The organism is Pedobacter sp. V48, assembly GCF_000523515.1.
Taxonomy (GTDB): domain Bacteria; phylum Bacteroidota; class Bacteroidia; order Sphingobacteriales; family Sphingobacteriaceae; genus Pedobacter.
The window spans coordinates 16,384-32,510 of the sequence record NZ_AWRU01000015.1 but is presented as its reverse complement, the minus strand read 5'-3'; the positions used below and the strand labels follow the sequence as shown (position 1 = coordinate 32,510).

The window sequence follows — 16,127 nt, the reverse complement described above, 5'->3', positions numbered from 1 at the left end:
CTTATTTTCAAAATGCAAAATCAATATTCAAACAAAATGAAATCTATTGGAGGATATTTAGAATTACAATTATCCAGAGGTGAGGAATTTTATCCCTCGCTGTTAAAATTAAATACTGGTAGGAATGCATTTGAATATATTCTCAAAGTAAAGCGCTACAAATTGGTTCACATACCTTACTACACGTGTGAGGTGATGTTGGAGCCACTTAAGAAGTTGGGTGTTCAATTTCAGTATTATACCATTGATGAAAATATGGATCCGGTTCTCGATTTTGAGGTGGGCCCTGAGGATGGACTGCTGTATACCAATTATTTTGGATTAAAACAGGATACCGTTATAAGACTGAGTAAGCTGTTCGAAAATCTGATAGTAGATAATTCCCAGGCTTTTTTTTCTGAACCATTGGAAGGTGTAGATACTTTTTATTCTTGCCGAAAGTTCTTTGGTGTACCTGATGGAGCATATCTTCAATGTACCAGTGATGTAAGGCTAAAGCTCGAGAAAGATGTGTCGGTAGACAGGTTTTCTCACCTGATAAAAAGCATAGATATGGGCATTGAAAGCGGATACGAAGACTTTATTGTAAATAATATTGTTCTTTCCAACAATCCAATACGTAAGATGTCTTCCTTATCACAGTCGATTTTATCAGGTATAGATTATAAAGCCTGTAAGTACAGGAGGAATTCCAACTTCATGTACCTTCATGATTTTCTGGAGAGTTATAACGACTATTCATTTGATGCCTCTTCTGTGAACGGACCGATGATCTATCCACTCCTGATCTCTTCTACAGAAATTAAAAACAAGCTATTTGAAAAAAGAATATATGTGGCTACATACTGGCCAAATGTTCTGGAATGGACTACAAAAAAGATGTATGAATATTATTTAACAACACATCTTATCGCCATACCAATAGACCATAGGTATACACATTCTGAAATGAAACGCATACTTAATGTATTAAAAACAATATTATGAGCGAAAGTATATTTTTAAGGCCCTTGGCACTTGAGGATGCTATGATATCCTTTAAATGGCGAAATAATCCCGATATATGGAAGTATACACCTTTCAATCCATCGGAGCCCATTACATTAAAAGTAGAGAGGGATTGGCTCAGGGGCGTATTAAAGCGTACTGACCAAAAGAGATTTGCCATTTGCCTAACAAACAGTAAGAGGTATATAGGGAATGTGCAATTGCTTGACATTTCAGAGGAGCAGGCCGAATTTCATCTTTTTATAGGCGATTCAAGCTGCTGGGGCAAAGGGATCGGGGAAAAGGCAACATCTCTTATTCTTGATTATGCTTTTTCTACCTTAAACCTGAAAAAGGTAACACTTGAAGTAAACAAAGAACATAATACGGCCATAAAACTATATAGTAAGCAGGGTTTTGTTGGTATCCCAGGTAGTGATAAATACCTGAAAATGGAAGTAATAAAAGAGGATTATATAACTAAAAATAAATTACCGGGCATGAAGTATATCGTTAGACTTGAACAAGAGACTGAGTGGAAGGATCTTGTCAAAAGAGCTTTGAAATATGATTTTTATCATTCATGGACCTATCATTCATTAGACAACACCTCTGGAATTCCAATGTTGTTTGTTTATGAAGAAGGCAATGATTTTATTGCTATACCTCTATTGAAAAGGGATATTCGGGATTCTGAATATTACGATATGAGTTCGGTATATGGGTATAGCGGTCCAATCTCTAATAAGGATTTTCATACACTTCCTTCAGGTCTTGTATATAATTTCAGGAGTTGTCTTCTGGACTTCTTAAAAGACGAAAAGATCGTTACCGTATTTTCGAGACTGAATCCTTTCTTTGATCAGGTAGAACTGATGGGAGATTTTGGAGGGGTAGTAGATAACGGAAAAGTGGTGGTACTGGATTTAAGCCTCCCTATAGAGCAGCAGAGAAGCGCTTACCAGGAAAGGGTATTGAGAAAGATCAGGACCCTGAGAAAAAAGGGGTACTATGTTAGGGAGGCGAATACAGGGGAAGATATAAAAATTTTTAGTGCTATCTATACATCGAATATGCTTAGGGTGGATGCGTCGAACACCTATTATTTTGATGAAGAATATTTTAAGCGGTTACTTGATTCAGAAGAATACGATGCAAGGTTAGTCTTTGTATATGATCACAATGATTATCCAATATGTGGTGCAATAGTAGTAATCACACACGGGATTATGCAAGCGCATTTATTGGGGACCAGAGAAGAATACCTGGGAGATTCTCCTGCCAAATTGTTAACGGAAGAAATCACGATTCTTGGGAGACGACTTGGTGTGAAATATTACAATCTGGGTGGAGGTTTAGGTTTTAAAGAAGATTCTTTGTTCAGGTGGAAAGCTAATTTTTCAAATCTTACTTTCGATTATCATAGTTGGCGTTTCATAGCCAATCCGGAAGTATATACCTCATTGTTGTCTCAACAAGAGATCGATCTCAACTCTGAAATTGATTTCTTCCCACTTTATAGATTGCAAGCTAACAAAGCTTAACCTCTCTTCATCTATTTAACGTTTAATGACATGAAAAAAATTCTATTTTGCGAAAAAGTATACTCTAGATGGTTGATTCTTTTAATTGATCAGTTCATTGTAACAATTGCTCTTGCTGCATCATTAATGATTATACAAAAGGAGAATTTTAATGAAATATTTAACAATAAATTTTTCCTTTATCTGATCGTTTACAATGTAATCACAATGGTGGTTTTTGTGAGTATGAGAATACATACCGGAATAATCAGATACTCTAGTGTTGACGATATTTTCCGTGTGTTCAAAGCGGTGCTATTAGCCAGTTTGCTATTTGAAGTAGTGGCTTACCTATTTTTATCGTCTTACTTTGGGTTCGATAATCATTGGTTTGTCCCTATGCTGATCATTAATTTCTTTATCTCTGCCTCTATGCTTATCGCGCTGAGGATAACAGTAAAACAATTGTTCCATTACCTTAAGGATCTGGAGGTTGTTTCTAAAGAGGTGCTGCTGATTTATGGAGCTGACAGATCTTCTTTGCTAATTAAGCAGGGTTTAGATGCATCTTCAGAAAACAACTTTGAAATATTGGGGTTTGTTGACGACAATCCCGATCGCAGGAATAAACACATAGAACAAAAAAGAGTCTATGGTTCTCATTCTATTCATTACTTGAAAAATAAGTATGGAGTAGAGAAAATGATTGTGATGGAGGATTGCATAAACATTGAAGGAAGGAAGCTTGCCATAGAAAAGTGTATGGAATGTGGAATAAGAGTTATTTCTGTACCAGCTTCAAATTATTGGTTAAAGGGTAAACTTAGGTTGAGTCAACTCCCTGACTTAAGAATTGAAGACCTGTTACAGCGTGAACCTATTAACATGGAGGGAGAAAATATTAAATCTGAACTAAAAGGCAAGAGGATTTTGATTACCGGTGCCGCAGGCTCCATAGGATCAGAGATTGTTCGTCAAGTGTTAAAGTGTAATCCACAGTTATTGATTCTATGTGATCAGGCAGAAACACCATTACACCAAATGCAGTTAGAGATTGAAGACAATTTTAAGGATAGTGTTTGCGAATTGGTTATTGTAAATATTCAAAACTATGGAAGACTTAAAAGCTTATTTGAGACATACAGGCCAGAAATAATATTCCATGCAGCAGCTTTAAAACATGTGCCAATGATGGAGCACAATCCATCTGAGGCCATTTTAACCAATGTAATGGGTACTAAAAATCTTGCCGATCTGGCAATTGATTATGACGTGGAAAAATTTATCATGATATCTACAGATAAAGCTGTTAATCCAACAAATGTGATGGGAGCATCCAAAAGGATCGCAGAAATCTATATTCAGTCGCTGCAAAATTACCAAACCGATGTTGTTCACAGAACAAGGTTTATCACTACCAGGTTCGGGAATGTGCTGGGGTCAAACGGGTCAGTTGTTCCACGATTTAGGGCGCAAATTGAAATGGGAGGACCTGTTACGGTAACCCATCCAAACATAACAAGATATTTTATGACGATTCCTGAAGCAGTACAATTGGTGCTTGAGGCATCTGTAATGGGTAAGGGAGGAGAGATATTTATTTTTGATATGGGTGAACCTATCAAAATTTTGAACTTGGCCATAAATATGATCAAGTTAGCTGGGTTTTTACCTTATACCGATATAAAAATTTGCTTTACTGGATTAAGACCGGGAGAGAAATTGTATGAAGAGCTGTTGAATAAAACCGAAAAGGTTGTTCCAACCTATCATGAGAAAATTAAAATATCGAACGTAATTTATTACCCCTACGACTATGTACAACGAAAAATAGAGGAGTTATTAGCATTGAACCGCTCGAACGATGACAAAGAAGTTGTTCGGAAAATGAAGGAGATTGTTCCTGAATATGTCAGTGCAAATTCTACTTATCAGAGTATCGATGTAGTGAATGTGGAAACGGGAGATCTAATGGATGTTAGTGTTGAACCGGGTGTGAGCTAAGATTGCTGCTTTTAATATCTGTATGTCTGCCTAGAAATATGCGAAAAAATAAAAGCGAATTTATATGGGATCAAGTATTAATGAAATTTCCATAATGCAAAACTGTGCAGGAATTAGTCTATGGTCCTATTGGGACATGGACTTAGTATGTCGTTTTGCAAATAAGGAGTTTTTTAAATGGTGCGGTAAGACTCCTGAAGAATTGTTAGGCATTATAAGCCTAAGAGTTTTGTTTAATGGTAGCTATCATGAACATCACCTGCCATATGTGNAANYWAAGWTCTTGGTGGACAGGTACAAAAGTACAATTCAGAGATTAAGCTGATTAATGGTCAAAAATGTTCAGTAACCATCATCTATTATCCTGATGTTGAAAWCKGSWKTKTASTNGNYWKYYTSKYMWRYWTWTATAWTNWWMKRCWWATYMSRTTYGCNRKSRTSWGAAACTTTTGGACGATCAATTTAATATTAACCATGAAGCAATGCTGGGGCATGACACAGCAAGTAATAAGAGCCACCAGATTGCGGATTACCTTGGCACAGTAATTCTTTCTGGTTTTCCTAAGGTTGAACACCTTTCGATTTTGCATAACATTTCGGTTTCTAAGTTAATGCGCGATTTTAAAACCACATACCAAACAAGCCCGTACCTCTATTTCAGACGATTGCAAATGGAATTTGCAGAACAATATATAAGCAGAACAGGCTGCAGTAAAAAGCAGATGGCCTTTATGCTAGGCTTTTCAAACCCGGCAAACTATACCCTGTGTTATAACCGGTATAAAAGCAGTAAACTAGAAAAAACAGGTAAGCGAACTTTTGTTCCAGATATTGATGAAAAGAATAAAATTCTAATCACCCAATTTCCATTACCAGTTGCAATGTTTGATCTGAGCATGAATTATTTACTGGCATCAGCGCAATGGATGAAAGAATTTGATTTCCCTGAAGCGGACCCTGTTGGTCTGAATTTTTTTGATGCATTTTCAGAAACCAGCCCTGACCTTGAAACACTAAAGAACAAAATAGATAACAGGAAGATAGAAGATTGTGCAGGGAGTTACGACTTTTACAATAATGGACATGTGATTAAATGTATTGTAAATCTTTGGCATAATGAAAATAAGGAAGTGAGTGGTGTGATTATTTACGTTGCTTCATTGTAAATTATTGAACATTAAAAGTAAGTTTATGACAATCAGTAGGTTCACGTATTTTTTTTTGTTAAATATCTTTGATTATAAGATGCCGAAAACTTTTATATTGATGCTCAAATCCAAAAAACTTCCATTTTTTTTACCCTATACGCTACCATTAAAACGTCCCTAACGTTTAATATACGGATTACTAAATTAAATTAAAGTTATGGAACATAATGCCGGAGAGATCGTTGAATTGGCTGTTCGACGCCAAAACGTAAATATTAGTGAATTATCCAGGCGTTTACATGTAAACAGACGAACCTTGTATAATTGGTTTCGGCAAAAGAAGCTTCATACAGATGTGATTTTCGAAATCGGAAAGGTCATAAATTATGATTTTTCTCATGATTTCGAAGGCGAACTTAACGGTTTTGGTTTTAAAGAAGAATTTGTGATTCCTAAAAACGACATTCAATCTGACCATCCGGGGTCAGTTTATTACTGGATGGAAAAATATATTGCCTTACTGGAAGACTATAAAAAATTAGTAAGAAAAAGCTCTTTATCTTGATAAAGGGCTTTTTTTGTTTCTATCGCTTACTATTAGTTAGTAAATTCAAGGTATGATCTAACGCATCCACATGATCCCAGTTCTGATGACCAGTGATCACAAATTTTGGATTCGGGAACTTTTGTTTGATCTTATTTATTGTTAGTGCCCATTGACTAAGATTTGCCTCTTCTGTATTGCCTAAATCTTTAGCATCTGTACTTTTCACCAGGCAGCCCCCATAAAGTACTTTTTCTTTCTCAAACCAAACCACAATGTTGTCCTTGGTATGGCCTTCTCCTGCATAGTATGTGCTGAGTTTGTGTTGACCAAGCATTATTGTCGTATCTCTTTTAAAAGTAAACTCTGCACGTTTCTTGTTGCTTTCTTTTAAAATGCTATCGGTTTTATCACTTGTAAAGGTTTTAGCACCACTATTCCTTAAAAAATCTAATCCCCCAGCTCTATCCTCATGTGAATGCGTGGCAATCTCAATTTTAACAGTTTTATGATGCTTAACTTGTATGCTATCGAGTAGGGGTTGGAATTGAGCGGAATCCCAGGGTGCATCTATCATGATAACTCCATCATTGGTAACGACATACATGCCATTTGCAGGAGTAACAGTGCCCTTATAGGAGTAGTAAGATGTGAAAATGTAAAAGTCGCCAGTCAGATGTGAAATTTTTAAACCCGGGTTTGATTGTCCGAAAATATTTGAAACAAAATTAAGAGAAAGAAAGAATGTAAACAGGCAACGCATAATTAATATAATATATTGATATGAGTGCCAACGTTATTTTGATAAAAAAATTTTAAATTGCACCATTATAAATTCAAATAATGAGAATATACCTTTTACTAATATTGTTTTGCTTAGGCGTTAGCACGGTAGCAAATGCTCAAAAGAAGATTCCAACTGCTCAAGAATTGACCGTGAAGAATATAGAAGAGCTGAATGAAAGATTAGAACTGAGCCCAACTCAGAAAAGTGTGATATATAATTACGTATTTGATATGTATCGCCAGCAATTGGAGCTGGTGAAAAAGCAACAGGCGGGTTCCTCTAAAGAAGAAGATGTTACCAAATTTTATAAGTTTCAAAATGAAACAAATGATAACATTAAGAATATTTTAAAAGGGGATCAGATAGCTGAATTTGATAAATTACAAGAAGAGCGTTTAAACGGAGATAATAAGAAAAAGAAGGGAAAAAAAGGCAAAAATAAGGAGGAAGAACCAGTAACTGGTATATCTGGACTTAAGTCGCAAAATTAACAGTTGTTAACTGTGAATTTTTTATTGAATTTTTCTTTACATCTTAATGTTGAAATAATTTAGCGGCTAATAACCAATCCTTCATGCGATTTTTTACTTTAATCCTGTTATTATCCCTTTCATTATCTTCGGCTGCAAGAGAAGATATAATTAAACTTGACCAACAGGATTATACAAATATTGGCAAGAAATTAGTTTACCTCGAAGATGCAACTAGCCAACTTAATTTTAAAGATGTTAAGGATTTATATCAGGCAGGTAAATTTAGACCCTCTAAAGAAAACATACTTAATTTTGGTAATAGTAAATCCGCCTTTTGGATAAAGATAGTCTATCAAAACAATACGGGTTCGGGCAGTTTTCTTGTAGTTGACGCACCAAATCTGGAATTCGTTGATTGTTATACCACGGGTATTAATGGAAATGTACAGGTAATAAGATCCGGCAGCCTTAGCAAGAAAACGAAAGGCGTAATAGCAAGTAATAATTTTATATTTTCTTTACCAGAACCGTCCCATACCAACGATTTAAACGAAGTTTATCTTCGTGTTAAAACAAATAATTTCATGCTGGTCCCGATTAAACTTGCGACTCATGAAAGTTATATAGCAGGTTCATCCTTTAAAGAACATATTGAATCAGTTTATATTGGGGTACTTATAACTTTATTTCTATTTAATATTTTCTTATATATCAGTCTGCACGAAAAAATGTATCTCTTCTATGGATTATACCTTTTTGCTGGCTTTGTTTATTTAGTGTTGTATTTAAGAGGGTATGGTTATTTATTTGGTTACGATTTCAGAACAATAATATATAAATATCCTCATTTCTTTCTGGCATTGTCATCAATGTCAGGCATCTTGTTTTCATGGAAATTTCTGAATCTGCAAGTATTAATTCCTCGTATAAAGCCAGTTTATTATCTCATGATGGGTTTTGGATCAGTCCTGATGATTGTAAGCTTATTGGGCTATAAAAGCGTAGCAGCCTCTATGATACAATATACCGCGCTTTTTATTTCAATAAGCTTAGCAATAGCAGGAATAATGTCGTGGAGAAAAGGACATAGGCCGGCTAAGTTTTATATTATTGCATGGCTTTTTAGAGTAGCGGGTGTAATTCTTGTGAACTTAAATCTATTTGGCATACTTGAATTAAGGGATTATACTTTTCAGATTTTTCCAATTGCTACAACTATCGAAATGCTATTGCTTGCATTCGCATTAGGTGATCGCTACAGCATACTGATTAGCAGTGAACGTGAGGCAAGAGAAAGGCTCATGCAGCTTGTTCAAACTCAAAATCAACGGTTAGAATATGTGGTAGAAGAACGAACCTTAAAATTAAGTGAAACTATAGTTGAGCTTGAATCAACAAATAGGGTGAAAGATAAATTGTTTTCTATTATTGCCCATGATTTAAGAACTCCTTTTAATAGCCTGGTAAGCATATTTTCATTGAAAGACATGGGTATGCTGAATTTTGAAGAACTGAAAATGTTGCTTAATGCGAACCGAAAAAATATAGATCAAATGAGGCTTACACTTGATAATTTATTGTTTTGGGCAAAAGATCAAATGAAGCAAGTAAGGGTACAATTTACAGAATTTGATCTCAAAAAACTTTCTGAGGTTTTAATGTTAGTATATGAACCAATTGCATTATCGAAGAACATCAGGCTAGAGCTTAATGCAAGTGATGAAAGTACGGTATATGCAGATGAAAATCAGGTTAGACTTGTTTTAAGAAATTTGATTGACAATGCTGTTAAATTTTCGCCTGAGGACAATAAGATATCTATAAATCTTGTTCGGCAAGCGAAAGGATTGAGAGTTGCAGTCCATAATGTAGTTTTAAACCCAATTGCCGCGAAAAATGCCATAGAAAGTGGAGAAGATGATAGACACCAGATGGATACAATTGGGACAGCCAATGAATCAGGAACTGGTCTTGGACTGCAGTTATGCCGGGAATACACCAAGGCAAATGGGAGTCAATTGCAGCAAAATATTGTTGGCAATGAGGTTGAGCTGTATTTTTTCTTAACTGGTAGCAGTCCAGCCGCATAACTTGTTTACATATGGCAATTTTTTTCGCAAATAGTTGTTCATTTGCCTCATAAGTCTTCACAAAAGCAATTGGCAGAAATTAAGCTTCTGCGTTTTAAATAGGTAAAAGGCTGTTTTATAATTGTTTTTTTATTTGGTACTATAACTGACATATTCTTAAGTATAAAGTACACCTATGAAAAACCACCGCAGACATACAAAGTCTCGCTTCTTAAGAATAAGCATAGATCTGGAAGAATATAAAGAACAGGTCCGTTCTATCAAACTAGCCAAAGCCATTAAGAATGTGTTGAACTTACGTCAGATATCTGTAGAGGAATTTGCAATGATAATGGGCAAAGATAAATCGGTGATCAATAAATGGTTAAGCGGAACCTATTCTTTTAGTTTAAGTACCCTCTATGAGATAAGTGAGGGACTCGGTATTTTGTAGATAATGTTCCTTATCTAAATCTTTAGAAGCACAAGTTTGTCAATGATCTCATCAAGTTTTTTAACTTGATCTCCATCCCAAAGTTTGCGTTTTAAATCAGGCATACCTAACATTTTATTATAGTAACCGATTCCTTCCATTAGCTGACTGCAAAATTTGGCAAAGTATTTTGTTCGCTTAGCATTTGATGCCTGTAATTGCGCACTGTAATCATCGAGCTGCAAATCTAAATCGGAAAAGAAATTTTCTACCTCTTTTTTAAGATAATCAACATACAGCCCAAGTTCTTTAATGAAAACATTGGGCCTGTTGATGCCATTTAGCAAATTATTTCGCCCATATATATGTCCAATCATCTCGGCAAGGCTATACTGTCTGGAGAAGTACGCGATGTTAGGCCCAGGGCAAATGCTCACGGCTTTATTTTCTTTTTGCTTAAGAATACCTGATTTTAAGTAATTAGATGCACAGAGGCCTTCGCACAAGCAAGTTTTTTCTGTAATTAGATCTGTTTTTTTCTTTAAAACATCTGGTTGAAGGTTTAAATTTTTTAGCTGCTCAATTTTAAGCCTTTGATATTGTCTGGAAGCAGTACATATAGGCTCCGCAGTAAATTCAATATTGCTGCAAAGATATTTTTTGGTACACGGACTACCCGGACGTCCCTTGGCAATCCTTTCTATTCTTTGGGTTTCTGCACTACTTTTTCTAAAATTGTTAAATGGTACGCCTAGTGGCGAAGCGCTGCTTAGATAAAAATCACTTTCTGAGGCACTTGCAAGATCAATTAAGGTTTGTTTATCTACGTTTGTCGCTTCTGGCACCAAAAGAAAAGGACTTCCCCATCCGGCTGCGTCAAGGTGGTAGTGATTAATTAAAAACTGATGCTCCTGCGCAGTTCCGATACCTCCTTGGTAGGTAACACGTTGCTGAGGCTTCCAATTTTTATCATGATCCATTCCTTTCATCTTAAGGACATCTAGATATATTTCAAATAGTTCTGTGAACAATTCTGTTCGGTTCTCTTTAAATTCTTGAAGTATTGGCCCTATAAGTAATCCATCTGTTGCGAAAGCATGCCCTCCACAATTTAAACCTGATTCTATTCGGAACTCTGATACCCAGAGCCCTTTTTTAGCAAGTACTTTAGCCTGAATGATTGCTGATCGGTAATCACTTACCTTCAATATTATTTGTTTTGTAAACAAGCCGTCAGCATTAGGAAAGAAATCGCTAAAAGTTTCCATGTAGGCATATAATCTTTGATTTAAACCGGCCGATACAATTACAGAAGAGGTAAGCGTGCTTTTTGCAAAACCGCGTAGTGCAGCCAAAGCATCAGTATTTTGCTCGCCGAGATACGTGCCATTCTGATAATTTGCCTTATCTACTTTTGACATGATGTTTACATCGATATTCCCTGGGACAATATGCTCCTTTAGCTCATTTTGAAGTTGCTGCTTTTGATCACCCTGAGCCAATTGCTGCATATCTCTGAATTTTGATTTTAATATAGAATTCTCAGGTAACAACTCAAAATAGTTGTTCAATTCACTGTGGTCTTCAAAATCCTGTGTCTTAAGCTCAGCCATCTGCTTATTTATTAGTCTATGAAGCAGATTTAAATATTCAGTTATTCTTAGTGAACGGCTATCAGGCACATCTTTAGCTATTAAATCATAAGTTTCTCCGTTTAATTGAGCATGATACTTCCGCATTCGCTCAGTAAGTTCGTCATCTACAATAGATACAACCGATGATATACCGTATCTGGCGACTTTTAGTGGAGTGTCAATAGAATAACCTAATCCAAGTACTGGAATGTGGAAAGTGTGCTGCATAAAYWAAKWWWTAWKYRGMWRRSWGANMTTAWRWYASMRNATTNYWRAAKAYSACRRTGRWYWSWRYWTRMTANSWTYYKSRTTMKSTYAGNYMWGWTCGTNCATYTAYWAYANNKRTACAAMSRAWRANTATNNACSGNAKCNARGCNNCTWAMRKMANMWWAWTSAKASTNMAATWGNTGRMMWTCNTMANKATTGACCACAGAGGAATAGTAGAAAGTCTTAATCCTGCCGCGTTAAAGCTTTTTGGTTATACAGCTGAAGAAGTTATTGGCAATAACATCTCAATGCTAATGCCTGAGCCTGATAAAAGTGGACATGATGGGTATCTTCACCGTTATCAAAGCACTGGCGAAAAGCGTATCATTGGCAAGGGCAGAGAAGTCAGGGGATTGCGCAAGGATGGTACAACCTTTCCTTTTCGCTTGGCAGTAAGTGAAGTGCGTTATGACCACCGAACGATATACACTGGTTTTATCCATGATCTATCAAAGGAAAAAGAAGCAGAACAGCGGTTAAAGGAATATGCAGCTGAGCTTGAAAGCCTTGTTGACGAGCGTACAAGATCATTAAAAGAGTTGGTTCAGGCATTAAGAGTTGCAAAAGAAGAGGTGAGTATTTCTCTGGTGAAAGAGAAGGAATTGAATCAAATGAAAAGCCGTTTTGTTTCTATGGCTTCTCATGAATTCCGAACTCCTTTAAGCTCCATACAATTGTCTTCCGTTCTTATCGAAAAATATGCCACACCCTATGATAATGAAAACATTAGAAAGCATGTAAGCAAGATAAAAAATGCCGTAGGTAATCTTACGACCATTTTGAATGATTTTCTTTCTCTTGAACGGCTTGAAGCAGGCAACGTCGAACCTTCTTTCCAGTCATTTGACCTGGTTAAGTTAGCTGAAGAAATAACCGAAGAGATGCAAATGATCGCTAAAGAAGAACAAAACATAATTTATCAGCATACCGGCCTGGATAGTATAGTTTATCTTGATCAAAACTTGCTTAAGAACTGCATGATCAACTTGATCTCAAATGCAATTAAGTATTCCGGTGAACATACCTTTATTGAATTTAACACCGAAATTACGGATAAAACATGCATCGTAACGATTAACGATAACGGCATCGGGATCCCCGAATCGGATCAAAGAGATCTTTTTCAGCCCTTTTTCAGGGCTAACAACACCGGAAATATTCCCGGCACCGGATTAGGGTTAAATATTGTATTAAGGTATGCAACGTTAATGAAGGGGACTGTGGGTTTCACCAGTACGCTTAATAAGGGAACTAAGTTCACATTATCATTCAATAAATAGCGATGAGGGAGAAAACAAGGATACTTATTATCGAAGACAACAACGATATCAGAGAAAGCACTTCTGAAATTTTAATGCTTGGGAATTATGAAGTGCTCCAGGCAGAAAATGGCAAGCAGGGGATAGAACTTGCCATAAAATATGTACCTGATGTGATATTATGTGATATTATGATGCCCGAACTTGACGGGTATGGAGTATTGTATCTGTTAAGTAAGACCCCTGAGACATCAGCTATACCTTTCATCTTTTTAACCGCCAAGACCGAGCGGATTGATATAAGAAAAGGGATGGAAATGGGCGCGGATGATTATTTGACCAAACCATTTGATGATGTAGAACTTTTAAATGCCATAGAGAGCCGGATTAAGAAAAGAGACTTGCAAAAGCAATTATACAGTCAGTCGCTTGATAAATTGGATCATCTTTTGAGTGGTAATAGAGGACTCGAGGAACTTTCAAAGTTAATTGCTGAGCGAAAGGTGAGGCAAATCAAAAAGAAACAGGTTGTTTACTATGACGGAGATCCAGTAAATGGTATTTATCTCGTAATTTCCGGAAGTATAAAAACTTTTAAAATTGCTGATGACGGCAGGGAATTATTAACCGGAATATATAGCGCAGATGAGTATTTTGGTGTTGCCGCTTTATTAGCGAATGAGAACTACCGGGAAACAAGTGAGGCTATGGAAGATACCTCCCTGTGTCTTCTTCCAAAGGGTTTTCTGGAACCCTTGTTAAATAAATACCCTGCAGTTGCATCTCAGTTTATCAGACTCTTAGCCAATAATATATTGGATAAGGAAGAACAGTTGCTTCAGCTRGMSTMTSATWMASTGAGANNNYGSATNKKCMGANGTATTGATCAGGTTAAGTGCTAATAAGGAAACTTTAGTGGATACTGTGATACTAAGTATGTCTAGGGATAATTTGGCTTCAATGGCAGGAATGGCGACTGAAACTGTGAGTAGAATTTTAAGCGATTTTAAGGATGAAGGATTGATTGAACGAAAGGGGAGTCAGATCTTAATTCTTGATCATTTAAAATTACATACCATGAAAAACTGACGAAGATCACTAATTTGATGTGATTAACCTCATTCTTTGCAAGTAAGCTACGGCTTAATTTTGATAGATAAAATCAATAGAATGAGAGTTGTAGCGTATAGTATTAAGTCAACTGAAAAGGAGCCATTGGCGATAGCCAATCGCAAGAAACACGAAATTACACTTATATCCAATTCACTGTGTGCAGAAACGGTGTTTTATGCAGAGGGTAAGGACGCCGTTGTTGTGTTTACTGATGATGATGTTTCAGCCAATGTAATCCATAAGTTAGCTGATCTGGGTATTAAATATATTGCAACCAGATCAATAGATAGTTCACATATAGATCACAAGGAGGCTTCTAGTCATAATATTAAAATTGCCAGCGTTCCGCCCTGGGCGCTAAGTGGTATTCCCGAAAATGAACTTCCAATGGCACTTGCATCACAAACTATCAACAATTTGGATAAGTGGGAAGGTAGCAAATGCTTGGGAGAGGCCTGCATATGTTCCAGATCTTGTGATCAGCATAATAAAGAACTTAACGTAAAATCTGACAGGGATGATAAATAGCAGCTTGACCACCGATAAATACCGCGTTGCTGCACCAAGATATACCAGCTATCCTACTGTGCCATTTTGGGATGCGCAGCGTTTTGATAAGAATAAATGGATCTATAACCTCATTGCAGCAGTTCAGAATAGCAAAGAAGGGCTGAGTTTATATGTGCACTTGCCTTACTGCGAAAGTTTGTGTACTTATTGTGGATGTAACACCAGGATTACTAAAAATCACGGCGTAGAAATCCCTTATATTACTGCTGTATTAAAGGAGTGGGAAATCTACCGTAACCATCTTGGAATTAAGCCGGTAATTAAGGAAATACATCTGGGTGGAGGAACACCGACTTTTTTTAGTCCTCAGAATCTGGAATTATTAATTAACGGCCTTGTAAGTACATCAGATTTACATAAAGATGCTGTATTTAGCATTGAAGGTCATCCAAATAATACTACCGAAGAACATCTGATCCTTTTATATAGACTCGGATTCAGACGGTTAAGTCTGGGTATTCAGGATTTTGATAAAAAAGTACAGGTTATAATCAACAGAATTCAGTCTTACCGATCAGTTGAACTGGTAACAAAGAAAGCACGGGAGATTGGCTATCAATCCATTAATTATGACTTGATTTATGGACTTCCGCTTCAAACTTTAACTGGTCTGGACAAAACAATACAATCTGTATTAAGGTTAAAGCCGGATAGAATTGCATTTTATAGTTATGCCCATGTTCCATGGGTAAAACCCGGGCAGCGCAAATACACAGAAGAAGAGTTGCCATCGGCAGAAATGAAAAAGAGTTTATATGAGATGGGAAGACGTAACCTGATTGCGGGTGGGTATTCGGAGATAGGCATGGATCATTTTGCACTCAAAACCGATAGTTTATATCATGCTGAATTAAATGGCCAGTTACACAGGAATTTTATGGGCTATACTGAACAATTTAGCAAAGTCTTAATTGGATTAGGGGTTTCATCTATAAGCGATTGCTGGACGGCGTTTGCGCAAAATATAAAGAATGTTGAAGAATATATGGGTGTTGTTAGTAATGGAGAATTGCCGATTACAAAAGGCCACATTTTAAATGATACCGATCTTGTAATTCGAAAGCATATTTTGAATTTGATGTGTAGAGGGTATACATCCTGGAAAAAACCAGAGGAAATGAATGAGAAAGTAGACGAAGGCATTAAAAGATTGAAATGGCTGGCCCAGGATGGCTTGGTAATGCTTTCAGACCATGATGTCAGGGTTACAGCGTATGGAAAGAGATTTTTAAGGAATATATGCATGGCTTTTGATGCCAGACTTTGGGCAAATGAACCCAACACTCAATTGTTTAGCCTGGCAGATTAATATCGTT

The 16,127-nt window shown here is 36.4% G+C and carries 13 protein-coding genes and 2 pseudogenes; 13 read left to right on the top strand and 2 right to left on the bottom strand.

Annotation, left to right across the window (positions count from 1 at the left end):
- Positions 1-12: 12 nt before the first annotated feature.
- The 5 genes from N824_RS14440 (at position 13) to N824_RS14420 (ending at position 6,227) form a co-directional block, all read left to right on the top strand.
- Positions 13-987 (top strand): hypothetical protein, encoded by a 975-nt coding sequence (locus N824_RS14440; RefSeq protein WP_048905866.1) that lies wholly within the window; start codon positions 13-15, stop codon positions 985-987.
- Positions 984-2,531: a GNAT family N-acetyltransferase gene (locus N824_RS14435; RefSeq protein ID WP_235207135.1), complete on the top strand. Its 1,548-nt coding sequence runs from the start codon at positions 984-986 to the stop codon at positions 2,529-2,531. The genes N824_RS14440 and N824_RS14435 overlap by 4 nt, the downstream gene beginning before the upstream one ends.
- A 30-nt stretch (positions 2,532-2,561) precedes the next feature.
- Positions 2,562-4,514: a nucleoside-diphosphate sugar epimerase/dehydratase gene (locus tag N824_RS14430; RefSeq protein WP_048905865.1), complete on the top strand. Its 1,953-nt coding sequence runs from the start codon at positions 2,562-2,564 to the stop codon at positions 4,512-4,514.
- Positions 4,515-4,963: 449 nt separating this feature from the next.
- Positions 4,964-5,680, top strand: a complete 717-nt coding sequence (locus N824_RS14425; RefSeq protein WP_152542299.1) for an AraC family transcriptional regulator — start codon at positions 4,964-4,966, stop codon at positions 5,678-5,680.
- A gap of 199 nt (positions 5,681-5,879) precedes the next feature.
- A complete protein-coding gene (locus N824_RS14420) occupies positions 5,880-6,227 on the top strand; it encodes a hypothetical protein (RefSeq protein WP_048905863.1) in 348 nt (115 codons plus the stop codon).
- Between the two features lie 19 nt (positions 6,228-6,246).
- On the opposite strand, the gene bla is transcribed toward N824_RS14420, so the two are convergent.
- Positions 6,247-6,969 carry a BlaB/IND/MUS family subclass B1 metallo-beta-lactamase gene (gene bla, locus N824_RS14415; RefSeq protein WP_048905862.1) on the bottom strand — a complete coding sequence of 241 codons (723 nt, stop codon included), beginning with the start codon at positions 6,967-6,969 and terminating at the stop codon, positions 6,247-6,249.
- Between the two features lie 80 nt (positions 6,970-7,049).
- Between bla and N824_RS14410 the strand changes: the two genes are divergently transcribed.
- The 3 genes from N824_RS14410 (at position 7,050) to N824_RS14400 (ending at position 9,989) form a co-directional block, all read left to right on the top strand.
- Positions 7,050-7,484, top strand: coding sequence for a hypothetical protein (locus N824_RS14410; RefSeq protein WP_048905861.1), 435 nt, complete (start codon positions 7,050-7,052; stop codon positions 7,482-7,484).
- An 83-nt stretch (positions 7,485-7,567) separates the two neighbouring features.
- Positions 7,568-9,556, top strand: a complete 1,989-nt coding sequence (locus N824_RS14405; RefSeq protein WP_048905860.1) for a sensor histidine kinase — start codon at positions 7,568-7,570, stop codon at positions 9,554-9,556.
- A gap of 175 nt (positions 9,557-9,731) precedes the next feature.
- Complete coding sequence (locus N824_RS14400; protein ID WP_048905859.1) at positions 9,732-9,989, top strand: helix-turn-helix domain-containing protein; 258 nt, start codon at positions 9,732-9,734, stop codon at positions 9,987-9,989.
- Between the two features lie 14 nt (positions 9,990-10,003).
- Here N824_RS14400 and N824_RS14395 read toward each other — a convergent pair whose 3' ends face one another.
- Positions 10,004-11,830, bottom strand: a complete 1,827-nt coding sequence (locus N824_RS14395) for a hypothetical protein (protein ID WP_048905858.1) — start codon at positions 11,828-11,830, stop codon at positions 10,004-10,006.
- Between the two features lie 179 nt (positions 11,831-12,009).
- Between N824_RS14395 and N824_RS14390 the strand changes: the two are divergent.
- The 5 genes and pseudogenes from N824_RS14390 (at position 12,010) to hemN (ending at position 16,120) form a co-directional block, all read left to right on the top strand.
- Positions 12,010-13,149, top strand: a pseudogene (locus N824_RS14390) (PAS domain S-box protein).
- 2 nt (positions 13,150-13,151) lie between these two features.
- Positions 13,152-14,030 (top strand): annotated as a pseudogene (locus N824_RS14385) (response regulator).
- A gap of 34 nt (positions 14,031-14,064) precedes the next feature.
- Entirely contained in the window at positions 14,065-14,217 is a 153-nt protein-coding gene (locus N824_RS37360) for a helix-turn-helix domain-containing protein (RefSeq protein WP_306413899.1), read from the top strand.
- 81 nt (positions 14,218-14,298) lie between these two features.
- Positions 14,299-14,769: a lactate dehydrogenase gene (locus tag N824_RS14380; RefSeq protein WP_048905857.1), complete on the top strand. Its 471-nt coding sequence runs from the start codon at positions 14,299-14,301 to the stop codon at positions 14,767-14,769.
- Positions 14,759-16,120 carry an oxygen-independent coproporphyrinogen III oxidase gene (gene hemN, locus N824_RS14375; protein ID WP_048905856.1) on the top strand — a complete coding sequence of 454 codons (1,362 nt, stop codon included), beginning with the start codon at positions 14,759-14,761 and terminating at the stop codon, positions 16,118-16,120. Before N824_RS14380 ends, hemN begins: the two co-directional genes overlap by 11 nt.
- Positions 16,121-16,127 lie beyond the last annotated feature (7 nt).